The organism is Pseudomonas sp. LG1D9 (assembly GCF_002949995.1).
Taxonomy (GTDB): domain Bacteria; phylum Pseudomonadota; class Gammaproteobacteria; order Pseudomonadales; family Pseudomonadaceae; genus Aquipseudomonas; species Aquipseudomonas proteolytica.
Window position 1 is genome coordinate 2865139 of the sequence record NZ_CP026881.1, and the last position, 16123, is coordinate 2881261.

General features: G+C 56.2%; 4 protein-coding genes. All 4 read left to right on the plus strand.

Going from position 1 to position 16123, the window contains the following annotated elements; genetic code table 11:
* The first annotated feature begins 16 nt into the window (after nucleotides 1-16).
* The 4 genes from C5F71_RS13715 to C5F71_RS13735 all read left to right on the plus strand — a co-directional run bounded on the left by C5F71_RS13715 (nucleotide 17) and on the right by C5F71_RS13735 (nucleotide 15964).
* The gene (locus C5F71_RS13715) at nucleotides 17-13324 is read left to right on the plus strand and encodes a hemagglutinin repeat-containing protein (RefSeq protein WP_104911315.1); all 13308 of its coding nucleotides are present in this window, start codon (nucleotides 17-19) and stop codon (nucleotides 13322-13324) included.
* Nucleotides 13321-13632 (plus strand): colicin, encoded by a 312-nt coding sequence (locus C5F71_RS13720; RefSeq protein ID WP_104911316.1) that lies wholly within the window; start codon nucleotides 13321-13323, stop codon nucleotides 13630-13632. Before C5F71_RS13715 ends, C5F71_RS13720 begins: the two co-directional genes overlap by 4 nt.
* A gap of 1070 nt (nucleotides 13633-14702) precedes the next feature.
* Nucleotides 14703-15398 (plus strand): transposase, encoded by a 696-nt coding sequence (locus C5F71_RS13730; RefSeq protein ID WP_104911318.1) that lies wholly within the window; start codon nucleotides 14703-14705, stop codon nucleotides 15396-15398.
* A gap of 161 nt (nucleotides 15399-15559) precedes the next feature.
* The gene (locus C5F71_RS13735) at nucleotides 15560-15964 is read left to right on the plus strand and encodes a hypothetical protein (RefSeq protein ID WP_104911319.1); all 405 of its coding nucleotides are present in this window, start codon (nucleotides 15560-15562) and stop codon (nucleotides 15962-15964) included.
* Nucleotides 15965-16123: the final 159 nt, after the last annotated feature.

Consider the following 16123-nt stretch of genomic DNA (forward strand, 5'->3'; position numbering starts at 1 on the left):
GTATTGAGAATTTGACATGGATGTCCGCCAGTTTGCATTCCTCGCCCGCCAACCGTCCGCTGCCGTGAAGCACCGTGACACCTTCTGCGGCGTGCCCAAAAGCGGCCTGGCGCTGATCCTGGCCAACGCGTTGTTCTGGCAGCCGCTGCTGGTCCAGGCCGAAGGCATCGTAGTCAGCGGCCCCGGCACCACGCTGGGCGCGGCAGGCAATGGCGTGCCGGTGGTGAACATCGCCACCCCCAATGGCAGCGGCCTGTCCCACAACCAATTCAAGGACTACAACGTCGGCGCCAACGGCCTGATCCTCAACAACGCCACGGGCCGAACACAAGAAACGCAACTGGGCGGGATCATCCTCGGCAACCCCAACCTCAAGGGCGGCGCCGCCAATATCATCCTCAACGAAGTCAACGGCGGCAGCCCCAGCCAGTTGCGCGGCTACACCGAAGTGGCGGGCCAGTCGGCCAAAGTCATCGTCGCCAACCCCTACGGCATCACCTGTAACGGTTGCGGCTTTATCAACACCCCGAACGTCACCCTGACCACCGGCAAACCCATCCTCGACAACGGCCGCCTGGACCGCTATCAGGTCGATGGCGGCGCGGTGAGCATCGACGGCCAGGGCTTGAATGCCGACAACGTCGACCGCTTCGAAATCATCACCCGCTCGGCCAAGATCAACGCGCAGATCAATGCACGCAACCTGACCGTGATCGCCGGGCGCAATGACGTGAATGCGCAGACCTTGGATGCCACGGCGCGTGCCGATGATGGCAGCGCCAAGCCAACACTGGCGATTGACTCGTCGGCGCTGGGTGGGATGTATGCGGGAGCGATTCGGTTGGTGGGGACTGAGGCTGGGGTGGGGGTGAAGCTGGATGGCACCCTGGCGGCCAGTGGTGGTGATATTCAGTTGGATGCCAGTGGTCGGTTGACTATGGCGCAGGCTAAAACCGAAAGCGGCGCGATCAACATCAAGGCCGCCAGCGTGCAGACCCAAGGGGCAGTTCATGCTGCCACCACCCTGGATGTGCAAAGCGCTGGCGATCTGCACAACCAGAACAACCTGAGCGCCCGTGACCGCATTACGTTGACCAGCGGCGGGCAACTGACTAACAGCGGGATTGTCGAGGCTGGGGTTAACCAGGACCTGAGCCGCAACACCTCCGGTGACGTCAGCCTCAGCGCGCAAGCGATCAACAACAACGGCAGCAGTCTGGTCGCCAGCCGCAACCTGAGCGTCAGCGCGGCACAAGCCCTGAACAACCAGGGTGCAACCATGAGCGCTAAACAGCACGCCACCATTAGCGCGGGGACTCTGGACAACCAGAACAAAGGCCGGGTACTGAGCACGGGCAGCCTGAGCCTGAATACCAGTCAATTGCTCAACGACCAAGGTGGGCTGGTCACCAGCAATGGGCCTTTGACCGCGACCGTTGGCCAACTGAGCAATCGCAGCGGCGAGGTTTCAAGCCTGGGCGCGGCCACGTTGAACATAACCTCGCTGGACAACGTTGCGGGCCTGGTTACTGCCAACCAGGGCCTGCGTATCGCTGCTAGCGGTTCCATCAATAACCAGGGCGGTAAACTAACCAGCCTGGATACCTTGGCCATCACCGCAGGTGCTGTTGATAACAGTGCCACAGGTCTTATCACCAGCAACCAGGCGTTGACTGCCAACGTTGCCAACCTGAACAACCACACCGGTCAACTGACCAGCGTCAAGGGCCTGACTCTGGACGTGAACAAGGGTCAGTTGAACAACCAGGGCGGCTTGATCCGTGGATCGACGCTGGCGTTGAACAACCTCGTCGACGTCGGCAACCAGAGTGGTGAAATCTCCAGCGCCGAGGCGTTCACCTTCACCGCTAATAGCCTGGACAATACCGGCGGCAAGCTGCTCAGCGATCAGGGCCTGACCCTGCGCCTGGACCAGGCACTGACCAACGTCAAAGGTCTGGTCTCGGCCAACGGGCTTGATGTCCGTGCGTCCAGTGTGAACAACAGCACGGGTACGCTGACCAGTGATGCCAGCCTGTCGCTGGACCTGGACGGGGCCCTGGCCAACAACGTCGGTGAAGTTTCCAGCGCCAGCGCCACGCAAGTGCATGCTGCAAGCCTGGATAACAGCGGCGGTAAGGTCACGGGCAATACCGCGTTGAACGTCGATGTACGTGGCGAGTTGAACAACCGCCAGGGTGTGCTTGGTAGCGGCCAAACGGCATCGATCAAAGCCGCCAGCCTGGATAACCGCGACACCGGCAAAGTGCTCAGTGACGGTAGCCTCACCACGCGTATCGCAGGGCTGCTGGATAACCAGAACAACGGCCTGCTTTCTGCCAAAAGCGCGATGGATGTGCAGGCGGGCAGCCTCGATAACCGTGGCGGTAGCTTGAGTGGCAAAGACCTGTTGACCCTGAACACGGCCAGCCTGGATAACCGTGGGGGCAAGGTCAGTGCCGACAAGGACATGCAACTCAATGTCGGTCAGTTGGATAACCAGGCAAAGGGCCTGATCAGTGGGCAGGCAGCGATCCATTACCTGGGCACGACCCTGCATAACCAAGACGGTTTGCTCAGTGGTGTAGGGCCGGTACGCATCGACGCGACCACCGTGGAGAACGCCAGTGGGCGTATCTCCAGCCAAGGCGATCTAACGGCCAACGTCACCCATTTCAATCAGCAAAAAGGTGAGCTGGTTGCACAAGGCAATTTGCGCCTGACTGGCAGCACGCTCAACAACAGCAGCGGTGGCCTGATTGGCGTGACAAAAGCGCTAACCCTGACCGTCGATGACATCAACAACCAGGCCGGGGCAATCTCCAGCGCCATGGACGTGAGCCTTGCGGGCAGCCGTTTGAACAACAGCAGCGGCAAGCTGTTGGCCGGTACCGACCTGGGACTCAAGGTGGCGCAAGTTATCAACCAGAGTGCAGGTTTGTTGTTCGGTAAAGGCAAGGTGACCCTGCAAGGCCAGAGCCTGGACAACAGCGGCGGCACGGTTTCTGGTCAGCAAAGTCAGAGCCTGACGTTGATCGGTGACCTGAATAACACCGGCGGTCTGCTCACCAGCGAAGGCACTATCACCGCCACGAGCGCCGGGCTGAACAATACGTTGGGCCAGGTATCGAGTGCCGGGGCCATTGCGTTGAGCACCACGGGTGCATTGACTAACCAAAAGGGCGCAGTGACCAGCGGCCAGGGCTTGACTCTTAACAGCGCGAGCCTGGACAACCGTACCGGCACAATCAGCGCCAAGGCCGCTGCGGGTATTACCACCGGGGCCTTTGACAATGCCCAGGCCGGCAAACTGATCAGCAATGACACCCTTGATCTGAAGGCCGCACAAGTAAGCAGTGGTGCGGGCAGCCGCATTGCCAGCGATAACGCGCTGACCGCCAGTGTCAGTGGGTTCGACCAGCAGGGCGGGCAGATCTACAGCAAGACTTCACTGAGCCTGGACCTCAATAACGGCCAACTGAACAACCAGTTGGGCTTGATCAACGCGCCGTTGCTGATGCTTAAAAACCTCAACGGAGTCAACAACCAGGGCGGTGAGATTTCCAGCGCCCAGGCGTTCGTCCTGAGCAGTAAAAACCTGGATAACAGCAACGGCAAACTCATCAGCACTCAGGCTCTGACGCTGCGCATCGATCAGGCCCTGAGCAACATCAAAGGCTTGATTTCTGCTGCTGCGCTAAAAGTCCATAGCGCGAGCCTGGACAACAGCAGCGGCATGCTCAGCAGCCGTGGGGAGTTGGGGGTTGCGGTCGGTGGCGCTTTCAAGAACCAAAGCGGCTCGGCGATTGGTGATGGCAACGTGCAACTTGCGGCTGCCAGTCTGGATAACCGCGATGGGAAGATTTCCAGCAAAGCTGATCTCACGTCGAACATCGCGGCAATCACCAACCAAAACGGCGCCCTGATCGCTCAAGGTGCGCTCGCCCTTACAGGCCAGACGCTGGACAATCAAAAAAATGGGTTTGTGGGCGCCAACCAACGTGCCGACATCAACGTGGGCGCAGTGGATAACCGCGGTGGTGAGATATCCAGCAAAGCTGCCGTACAGCTCACCGGTCAGCGGCTGGATAACAGTGATGGCGGCCTGGTGCTCGCGGCAACTGACCTGAAACTGAATGTGGACAACGTGCTCAACCGTAACAAGGGCCAACTCAGCGGTCAGAGCGGTGTGAGCCTGACAGGCGCCAGTCTGGACAACAGCGGCGGCAGCCTTGTCAGCCAGAAAGACCTTGGCCTTGAACTCAGTGGCGAGCTGAACAACAAACAAGGTCAGGTGAGCAGTGAAGGCCTCCTGACTGTTGACGCCGCCAGCTTGAACAACCGTCAAGGTCGCGTGTCCAGTGCTGGCGCGTTGAACGTCACCACCACAGGCGCCCTGGATAACCAAGGCGGGGAACTGGTCACCGATGCAGGCTTGACGCTGAACAGTGCCAGCCTCGATAACAGCCAGAAAGGCACCCTCAGCAGCACTTCAGCCCTGAACATCACCACCGGCGCGTTCGACAATAGCCACGCCGGCAACGTCAGCACCAGTGACACCCTCGACATCAGTGCAGGGCAATTGACCAACCAGGATGGCGGCCGCCTGACCAGTAACAAGGCCCTGACCGCCAAGGTAAGCGGCCTGGACCAACAGGGCGGGAAACTGTTCAGCAATACCTCTGTTGCGCTGGACCTGAACCACGGCCAATTGAACAACCAGGACGGTCTAATCAACGGCCCGCTGTTGATGCTGAAAAACCTCAAGGGCGTGAACAACCAGGGCGGTGAAATCTCCAGTGCCCAGGCGTTCATCCTGGCTGCGAACAGCCTGGATAACGCCAGCGGCAAACTGCTCAGCAACCAGGCGCTGACCTTGCGCATCAACCAGGCGCTGAACAACGTCAAAGGCCTGATCGCCGCTCAGTCCATCGACGGCCGCGCCGCCAGCCTGGACAACGGTGGCGGCACCCTGACCAGTCGTGGCGACACGTTGTTGAATGTCGACGGCCAGTTCAGCAACCAGAACCAGGGACTGATCAACGCGGCTAACGTTCTGACCCTCAACAGCACCGGCCTGAACAATCAGGGCGGCTCTGTACTGGGCAAGTCCATTGCCATCGACCTTGGCAGTGCCACCGGCGACTTGAACAACACGTCCGGCCTGATCACCACCGACGGCCCACTGACCATCAAGCACCTGCGGGACCTGAGCAACCAGGGCGGCGAAATCTCCACCGCGCAGAACCTCAACCTCAGTGGTCGCACGTTGGATAACAGCGCCGGCAAACTGATCAGCAACAACCTGCTGACCCTGAGCGGCAATAAGCTGGTCAACCAGGGCGGCCTGATGTCCGGCTGGCAGGGTGTCAGTGTCAGTGGTGTCGACCTGGACAACCGCAACCAAGGCACCGTTTCCAGCCGTTATGGCAACGTCGATGCCTCCCTGAGCAGCAGCCTGCTCAACAGCGGTGCTGGTGCGCTGGTCAGCCAAAAAGTTCTGAACGTCACCGCAGCCAGCCTCGACAACAGCGACAAAGGCATCCTTTCCAGTGCTGGCGGGCAAACCGTCAACGTCACCGGTCTGCTCAACAACGCCCAAGGTGGGCTGATCGACAGCGGCGCTGCCCTTGACCTGCAAGTGCAAACGCTCAACAACGCAGGCGGCACGGTCAATGCGCAACAGGCCCTGGGCCTGACCGGCACCACCCTCGACAACAGCGCCGGCGCCCTGATCGGCAACGGCGCCGTGACCCTCGACCTGCTTGGCGACCTGACCAACACCAACGGCAAACTCGCCAGTGCTGGTGCGCTGCTGCTTAAACGCGGCAGTCAGATCAACAATCAGGGCGGTCAACTGGTGAGTCAAAGCCTGCTGACCCTGTTCGCGGGCAGCCTGGACAACCGCAACCGTGGCACCGTCGCCGCCAACGGTACAGTGACCGTCACCACCACGGGCGTCGTGCAAAACAACAGTGATGGCCTGATCTACAGCCAGAAGGCCGACCTGCAACTCAAGGCTGCCAGCCTCGACAACGCCAAAGGCTCGGTCCAGAGCCAGAGCGCCCTAAACCTCTCGATCAGCGGCGCCCTCGATAACCAGAGCGGCAAAGTCATCGCCCAGACCGACGATGTGGACATCACCGCCGCGACCATCGACAACCGTGGCGGTACCCTCGCAAGCCTCAAGGGTGCCCTGCAAGCCAAGGCGCTTGGCGGCTGGTTGCGCAACGACTTTGACCTGAACAACAACCGCCAGGCAGGCACCATCCAGGCACAAAGCCTGAACCTGAGCAGCGCCAGCCTCAACAACAACGGTGGGCGCATTGCCGCGCAAACCGGCGACAGCATCATCACCACTGGAGCCTTCGACAACCGCGACGGCGGCCTGTACGGCAAGGGCACGGTCAAGGTCACCGGCAGCAGCTTCGACAACAGCGGCGATGTACGCGGCCAGGTTGCGGGCGGGCAGGTTGACCTCAACCTCAGTGGTGCGTTGAACAACCATAAGGGCGCTATTGAAAGCGACACCACCCTGAGCGTCAGCGCGGGCAGTGTGGATAACCAGAAGGGCCAGTTGCGGGCGCTGGGGCCGAGTGGCAAGACTGAGTTTCAGATTGGCGGGGTGTTTGATAACCGTGATGGCAGCCTGGAAACCGCCAACAGCGACCTGACGTTAAACGTTGGCAGCTTCCAGAACGTAGGCGGCAGTGTCTTGCACGTAGGGGCCGGTACGTTTGATATCAGTACCGCCAACCTGACCAATACGGGCGGCAACGTTGTCACCCGTGGCGGCCTGACCCTGACGGCTGACAACTGGACCAACAGCAGCGTGATCCAGGCGGGACGGTTGATGGTCAACGTCAACACCCTCAACCAAACGGCAGGGGGCCAGTTGCTGGCTTCCAATACCTTAGTAGGTAACGGCGGCAACTGGAGCAACGACGGGCTGATTGCCAGTGACGGCAGCCTCCAGTTGACGTTGGGCGGGACCTATAGCGGCAGTGGCCGGGCCAGCAGCCAGGGCACCTTTGGGTTGAGTGCCACGCAGGTAAGCCTGGCCATTCCTGGGAGCCTGGCGGGGGGCGGGACTACATCGATTGATGTGGGACAACTGATTAACCGTGGCCGGATCACTTCTGTCTCTGACCTGAATATCAAAGCCGGTACCGTTCAGAATATTGGCACCTTGGGCGCGGCTGAAGACCTCACTATCACTGCCCAAAGCCTGATCAATGATCGCGACGCGGCAGATCTCAATATTCGTGGTTTTGCCTTCAGTGGTGAAAGCTCGACGTTCAACGTCAATGACTTCACAAATAATTACGGTGAAGTCGTCAGCCTGGGTAGCCTGACAGTGGCAGGTTTTTCCGCAGGTACCTCGGCACAAAGTTTTCGTAACACATCGGGCAATATTCAAAGCACGGGTGATATGACCCTTGCAGCGAATGAAGTGGTGAACGAGCGTGAGAAGTTCCAGCTCAATCAGAAGCTGACATCCGCCAGTCTCAGCATCACTTGCATACAACATTGCGGAGGAGGCTGGAGCGACAGGAGAACCCAGTTAACCCTGAACCGCACAATTGACAGTGTGATCGAGGAAGACTCTCCGTCGGCGACCCTTAGTACCGGGCGTAACCTGAGTATCACCAGCCAAAACTTTTCCAATAAATACAGTGTGGTATCCGCTACCAATGATCTCTCTATTCAGGGCGTAAACATTGTTAATCAGGCGGCGATAGGGGGTTCTGGAACTGGCAATGGTGTGTACACGGCTGCGCCGAAGATTCCCAAGGGCCAGCACAATGCTCTGGTTCAAGCGGTCGCGATCTACAATCGTGATCACCCGCCCAGCTCACCGGTGGATGAGGCCGCCCTTGCAGCACTCCTGGCGAAATTCAATCCGGTGATCTTTGCCGGTATCAATAATCCCATTGAAATAAAAACCAACGGGGTCATCGCCGCCCCCGCCATTATCCAGGCTGCTGGCAACGCCAAACTCAGTGCCAGTAACGACATCAGTAACATCAACGTGCTCAAGACTGCTCTGGCAGTCAACGGTCGCGCGCTCGACACCGCTGTGGGCGATCACAAGACCGCTGTGGTAGTTGTTAATGCACAACTTCCTCCAGATCTTGCCCAGCAACAAATCAACCCAATAACGCTTCCCGGTTTCGATTTGCCCTCGGGCCAGAACGGGCTGTTCCGCCTGAGTCAGCAAGAGAGTAGCGCGCCGGCCACCCTTGCCCCACAAAGCTGGAGCATGGGCAGTGCTGTCATCAATACTGAACAGCGTCAGCAAGCACTACCTATCAATCCTGGGCGCGAAATTCAGTTGAGTGACGCCAGTCAGGCATCGGCCAGCACCCTGGAGCAGGTTCAAGCCATTCGTCAAAAGATCGATGTTGTCGCAGGTATCGATTCACTCAACGTTGTCGCGCCGGCTGCACCGCTTAGCGACGCTGAACTTCCAGGTCGCACGGTTGCGGCCGATCCTCTGAAAGCGGCGCCTGTAGGGACTCTGGCAACTGCTGCTGATACACAAACCATCAACCGTGTTCAGGGCCTGCCCACCAACCTAGTGTCGTCGCAGCCGCACAAGTACCTGATCGAAACCAATCCGGCCCTTACCAACCTCAAGCAGTTCATGAGCTCGGACTACTTGCTGTCCAAATTGGGCTACAACCCTGATGACAGTTGGAAGCGTTTGGGCGATGGCTTCTATGAGCAGCGACTGATCCAGCAGGCCGTAGTGGCCCGTACCGGACAACGTTTCCTGGCCGGTGTTAACACCGACGAGCAGTTGTTCAAGTACTTGATGGATAACGCCCTCAAGAGCAAACAGACGTTGGATTTGGCCGTGGGCGTAAGCCTGACGTCAGAGCAGGTTGCAGCCCTGACCCACGACATTGTCTGGCTTGAAAAAAACCTAGTGAACGGTGAGGAAGTGTTGGTCCCGGTGCTGTACCTAGCGCACTCCAATAACCGTCTGGCACCTAACGGTGCATTGATTGCCGGTAATGACCTCAGCTTGATTGCCGGGAAAAACCTTGATAACGCCGGCACCCTGCGTGCGAGCAACAACCTATCTGCCCAAGCCGATAACGATCTGACCAACAGTGGGCTGATCGAGGCCGGTAATCGTCTGGATCTGCTGGCGGGCAACAACATCGTCAACAAATCTGGCGGCATTATTGCAGGCCGTGATGTGAGCCTGAAGGCGATCAACGGTGATGTGATCAACGAACGCACGATTACCACCTACCGGGAAGATCATGGTAACAACCGCCAACTTCAGCAAGGTTATGCAGACAGCGCGGCGCGGATTGAAGCGGCTAACAATCTGAGCGTTGGGGCGGGGCGCGACGTCAACAACCAGGGTGGTGTTCTGAGGAGTGGTGCCGACATCACTATTCAGGGCGGGCGTGACGTCAACATAACCTCGGCTGAACAGATGAGTCGGGTGAACCTGAACAGCAAAATCAGTAGCCAGGACATCAAGCAATTTGGCTCCGCGCTAGAGGCTGGGCGCGACCTGAAGGTCGGTGCTGGTCGTGATATCAATGTCATCGCCAGCCAGATCGACGCCAAGCGCGACATTGCCATGGCGGCTACGGATAACCTGACCTTGGCGTCGGCGGCGAACGAGCAGCACTCTGGGTATAACTCCAAGAGGCTCAAGATCCAGGAAGACCACGTTCAGCAGGTCTCTACCACGCTGAAAGCCGGTGGAGACGTGGCGCTGAGCGCCGGGCAGGATTTGGCACTGATCGCCAGCCGGGTCACTGCGGGTGATGAAGCCTATCTCGTGTCTGGGAAAAACCTTGAACTCAAGTCCGCTGAGGACCAGGACTACAGCTTCTACAGCAAGACCAAGAAGAGTTCATCGGGTAAAAAATTCCGCCTGGATGAAACCGACAGCACCACCAACATTGGCAGCCTGGTGACCTCCGGTGGCAACAGCACGCTGGTTGCCGGGGAAAACCTGCTACTGGCCGGTAGCGGGGTGAATGCCGAGAAAGGCACGGCGAAGTTGGTCGCGGGTGAGGATGTACAGATCCTCGCGGTGAGCGATTCCGACAGCGCCCGCCATGAGCGCAAGCAGAGCAAAAGCAGTTGGGGCGGCTTCAAGTCGAGCAAGGTCCAGGACAAGGTCGCCGAGACGCGTACCACTGCAGTGGGCAGCATGGTCTCCGGTGAAACGGTCAGTGTGGCGGGCGGGCAAGACGTAACAGTCACCGGCTCGGCGCTGGTCAGTACCGCTGACCTGACGGTACAGGCCGGGCGTGACCTGACCATCGACGCAGCACAGAACACCTTCTCGCGCACGGACATGCACAAGGAAAAAAGCCGCGACCTGACCGGGGTGTTGACGGGCAACAAGTTGGGCCTGGACGACATCACGGGTAATCAACATCTGTCGATCAGCAGTCAGAAGCGCAACGGGACGGCACAGGAAACCACCCTGACCGGCAGCACTGTCGGCTCCAGCGCCGGCAACGTCTCGCTGACGGGCGGGCGCACGTTGAGTGTGGTAGCCAGTGATTTGGTCAGCACTAAAGATATGGCACTGGGTGGCTCTGATGTGACAATTGCCGCAGGCACACAGACGGCCAGTCAAACCACCCAGGAAAGCTCCAAGAGCTTGGCTGTGGGGCGGGTTATCGGTGGAACGGTTGTTGATACTGCCAGAAGCATTCGCGACGGGATCGAAGCCGCCAAGGATGCCGATGATCCACGTCTCAAAGCCGTGAAGCTGGCCCAGGTGGTCTTGAACACCTACAACCTGGGCGGCCAGGCCGTTGATGCCAATGGTCAGAGCTCAGGTTTCAAGGACAAGCAAGGCGGTACGGCCAGCAACGGTTCGCTGATCAAGATCGGTACTGAACTGAGCAATACCCGCAGCAAAAGCAGCAGCGAGTACCACAGTGAAACGGCACGGCAGAGCACGCTCAACGCAGGTCAAGCCCTGTCGATTGTTGCCACTGGCAAAGCCGCCGAAACCCAAGGTGATATCCATGTCATTGGTAGCGACCTGAAGGCAGCCAATACCACGCTGGTCGCCAAAAACGACATCATCCTGGAAAGCGCGCAAAACACTACCGAGCGTAAAAACGACAGTAAAAACGACAAAACCAGCATCGGCGCCAGCTTCAACATTGGCGAGCAAAACGGCTTCACCCTGGACCTTGGCGCACAAATCGCCAAAAACATGGGCTCTGGCAGCTCCGTGACCCAGGTCAACACCACGCTGGAGACCGGCGCGCTGGTTCTGAACAGCGGCCAGGACACCACGCTGGCTGGCGCCCAGGTGCGAGCGGACAGCATCAAGGCGGATATCGGCGGCGACCTCAACATCGCTTCGCGCCAGGACATCGACACACAGAAGAGTAAGCAAAGTAGCGCCGGCGCGGGGGCGAGTATCTGCGTGCCGCCGTTCTGCTATGGCACGACAGTCGCGGCGTCCGGCAGCGTGGCTGCCGGGGACATGAACAGCGACTACAAGGCGGTTACCGACCAGACCGGGCTGTATGCGGGCCAAGGTGGTTATGACATCAACGTTGGTAAAACCACCACGCTGCAAGGTGCGGTGATTGCTAGTGAAGCGAGTGCCGACGAGAACCAACTCGACACCGATCGCCTGCTGACCAGCGATATCAAGAACACCAGCAAGATAAAAAGCACCTCGGCGAGCGCGGGCATCTCGGGCAGCAGCAGCGGGCTTGTGATGGGCCCGCCGATGGGCGCGGTACTGAGTGAGTCTGACAGCAGCAAAACCCGAGCGGCGGTCAGCGAAGGCACGATTGTGGTGCGCAACCCTGAGGGCGCCAGCGATCTGGTGGGCCTCAACCGCGACACACAAAACGCCAACAAGCACCTGGACAAGCCGGATGAAAAGGCCATGCGCGAGCGCATGGACCTGATCAACAGCTCTGCGGAACTGGCGCGCACCATTGGCAGCACCATCGCCAAGGCAAAAGTTGACGAGTCTGAAGACCCCAACAGCGACATCGGCAAAGCGGCCCGGCAGAAGTTGCGGGAAAGTGGGATCACCGAGCCCACCACCTTGCAAGTGAGGCAGCAGGCCGAGCGTGATTACGGCATGGGGAGCAGTTTCCAGCGCACGACGCAAACCGTAACCGCCATCGTGCAGGGGATTGCCGGCGGCAACGTAGGCGCGGCCATCGCGGGCGCTAGTGCGCCCCACCTGGCGCAGTTGGTCAAGGACATGACGCCGGACGATGACACCGCCAACCTCATGGCGCACGCGGTGCTAGGGGCGGTGTTGGCTAGGGCCAGTGGTAACTCGGCACTGGTTGGGGCGAGTGGTGCGGTGGCGGCTGAGGCTACGGCGAAGTTGATCCGTAATCAGCTGTATGGAGATGTGAGTAATGACCAGCTGACAGCGGAGCAGAAACAGACGATCTCGGCGTTGTCGACGTTAGTGGCAGGGGTTGCGGGTTCTGCGGTGGGCAAGGATGCGCTGAGTGCGGTAGCGGCGGCGCAGGTTGGGAAGAATGCGGTTGAGAATAACCAGCTAAGTTCGAAAGACGTTGTGGATTTGCGAACGGAACTCGCAAATGCCTCCAAGAATGGGGAGCCGACAGAGGCCATTTGGGAAAAGTACAAAAAACTGAGTGCTGAGAAGCGGGCCGAGATGCTGGAAGGCTGTGCGGGCAAAGGAGGGCTTTGCAGCGTGGGTTACCAGGCGGAGTATGAGGGCGGGATACAAACGGCTGATGGTGTCAGTAGCTTGCACTGGTTCTTCGACCTTTCAGAAGCGGATGCTTCACGGCTGAAGCAGTTTGTTACCGAAGAAAACCAGAGCGATATGGGGCTGTTGTACAACTCGTTGCCGGCCTGGGAAAAAGCGGCTTTGCTTGGAAAGGAAGTACTTACTGCTTCTGGTGCTTCGATAGGTCGTGATAAAACGTCTATTGCTTCGATTGTTGGGAAGGGGAAGGGAGGAGCGGGGGGGCAGGCAACTGGTGCAAAAGCGACAGGTGCCTCGCTGGACAACGTAGCCAGTAGCATCCATGCTGGCCAGCAAGGCAAGCATGTTCTGGGGCATAACAATTTTCTTCCCGGACGCAGCTATCTTAAAGAGGGTGTCGATCCTCAAAAACTGTTGAATGGTGCTCATGCGGGAGAGTTTCCTGTCGTAGGTTATGGTTCAAGAGGGCAGCCAATAGTTGATTTTGGAAAAAATATTGGTGTTGATGGCACATCAGGCTTGACGACAAGATACGGAACAATACATTCAGGTAAAAGCGGAGCGCATATTGTTCCGACAAATCCTACTACTGTCGGAGCGAAACCATGAATACTTTTCCTGATTGGTTGGTCTTATGTGTTTGGCGTGCTCTGATTGGTGAAATATATCCTGCAATAAGGGCGATTGCTATTTCACTGTCAGACGATGGAACATTACTTGTTCGTTACTATCTTGACAGGTCGCCTACAGACTTTGACTGGGAAAGTTTAGAAGTTGTTGCCACAAATATTTCAGCTTCAATTGGTCAAGAAAAAATTTCTCACATAGATTTAGATTGTAAGTTCGTGCTTGGTTCAATAGGGCGTCTTGAGTGTCTCGACGGCTTCATCTACTGTCGCAGAGAATATGATTTGTAGGTGCAAAAGCAAATGTGGGGTCCATTAGTCACATCTCTGGAGTGAATCTTCCTAAAAGTCAGTCTAAGATGATTGCTGATTTTGAAGCAGCAGGGTACCCAACAAAACCAGTAGTTTCTCCGACCAGCGGAAACGTGGTCGGAACTCAATACATCTTGCCTGATGGTTCGCGAGTTCGGGTGATGCAGGCGGATGGTCGAAGTCCCCAGCGCGCATCATTCGAGAACGCTAATGGCGGACCTGTTGATCCGACTACTGGAAAGCCGCCGTAGCCCCCGCAAGGTTTATCGAAGGCTGAACGGAAGCAGTGGATTAGAGAGCGTACGCATATTGAACAGGTGGACTAAATGATGAATACACTCTTGCAGGCTGTGGCTCTTTTGTTGCCTATGAAAATTGAAAGAGTATTTTGGGATGGCGATACTTTGATGCTTTTTTCGGCGGGTTGGAGCTTTCGGACTGAGAGTGCGTGGCGTGTGTCTAAGGGGGGGAGTTGCTGTTCGCTTGTTGGGATGACGATGCCCTTGACCATGTTTCTGAGTTTTTAGGCTTATCCATTGTTGAGGTAGGTTGGCGTATTGATGCTCAGCCAATTGATCCATTTTTTAAATTATCTGACGGCCGCGTCTTGAATGCATTTTGTTCGTCATCAACTGAGCCTTGGCTTATGGAGTTCTCGGATGGGGCCGTTTATTTAGGGAATACTTAATTTTATAAAGTTTTCTTGGTGCAAAAGGCGTTAACACACCACTAGGCTTGGGTTCGACAGGCAGAACTGCGCCTGCTAATTTGAGTAGAAAAGGGGACGGATTTATTTTTGCTTCGAGGGTGGCGGAGTCTGATTACGATTTTTCTGAGGTTGTTTTTAAGGGAGATGATTGTCTTGCGGCTTGCGTAGCTTTGCGCTTTAATAATTTGGTTTTGTTTTTGTGTATTCGGAGGTTTATTTTAACTAAGCTATTCGGCTAAAATCCGACCTTTTTTGTGATACTTATATGCTGTAGCAGAAAAAGAAAAATTTATTTTTGTCCCTTTGCTAGGCTATAAGCTCTTAAGGAAGGAGGTTCATTATGCCTAGGATGGGACGTGTCGTTCTACCAAACTATCCGCACCATATTGTTCAACGTGGTCACAATCGTCAGGTTGTATTTGCCGCGCCAGAAGATTACCAACGCTATGTAGGGGATCTTCGGGAGCTGAAGGAGGCATTTGGCGTAAAAGTATATGCCTATCGTTTAATGACCAATCATATTCATTTGTTAGTCGCACCAAGCGAGTCGGTTGCTGGTTTGGGGCAGCTTATGAAGGCGCTTGCAGCACGAGCTACTCGCTATAGGAACCGGATAGAAGGGCGGACAGGTACTTTATGGGAGGGTCGCTATAAGTCGAGCGTGGTGCAGTCCGAAAGATATCTTCTGGCGTGCTGTCGATATATCGAGCTGAATCCTGTTCGTGCCGATATGGTGGCGAGTGCGGCAGACTACCCATGGTCAAGTTATAACGCTCGCGTCGGCTGTTCTCCTGATAACGATTGGTTAGATATTGATGATTGCTTTGATGTACTGGGTGATACAAAGCAGGATCGGCATGAAAGTTACAAGAGCTTCGTAAATCAGGCGGTTTCAAACGATGAGTTGAAAACGATACGTCTGGCTCTACAGCGCGGGCAACTTACTGGAACTACTCGCTTCACCGATGAGGTCGAGCGTATCGCAGGAATCCGAATCGCCTCTCGAGGGCAAGGTAGGCCACGGCGCGATAGATAAAAATAAATCTGTCCCCTTTTTCCGGAAAAAGGTACTCATATTAATATATGGGATTACTCAAAAGGTAAAGGGCCAGGTAAAGCAATAAAGCAAGTTGTACCATTTGAGGGTAATGAGAGAACCTTTGAAACCATATTGAAACAGCTAAACAGGTAAAGTGAATGAGTTTGTTCGAAGAGTGTAAAGAGGCGCTGGGTGACGACTTTAATGTGCTTGAAGGAAAAGCTTATCAGGATGCTATCGATATTTTACATAGCTTTCCCTTTGCGCAAGGAGACGTTATATGGTCAGAAATAAATAGTTCGGAATATGAAAGTATTGATGCTTTGTTGAACTCAAATCCTATAGGAAATAAAGATGTATTTGTTTTTGCAGATGATGTAAGTATTCCAGTTTTCAGGACTAGGCTAAGCTTGATTTGTGAGAATGTTTATGACGTTGTAGCTCTGTCACCAAAACTATTTATTTTTAATGATGAGGTGATACTGAAACCTTTATTTCCAACTGAAATGTTCCGGTTAGGTATGAAATCTGATGCCCCGCAGGGGGAACACGGTGTCGATTAGAAAGAGACGGGGACAAGAAAGAGACGGGGACAGATTTATTTTTGCTTCGAGGGGGCAGATTACGATTTTTCTGGGGGCGGATTGGGACTAAAAGGGGACAGATTTATTATTAGGAGTAAGAAAAAATATTTTACGGAGTGGGATTTTCCTTAATTTTTT

Coding starts and splice junctions, on each gene's coding strand:
- C5F71_RS13715 (WP_104911315.1), top strand. CDS start 17: ATGGATGTCCGCCAGTTTGCATTCCTCGCCCGCCAACCGTCCGCTGCC.
- C5F71_RS13720 (WP_104911316.1), top strand. CDS start 13,321: ATGAATACTTTTCCTGATTGGTTGGTCTTATGTGTTTGGCGTGCTCTG.
- C5F71_RS13730 (WP_104911318.1), top strand. CDS start 14,703: ATGCCTAGGATGGGACGTGTCGTTCTACCAAACTATCCGCACCATATT.
- C5F71_RS13735 (WP_104911319.1), top strand. CDS start 15,560: ATGAGTTTGTTCGAAGAGTGTAAAGAGGCGCTGGGTGACGACTTTAAT.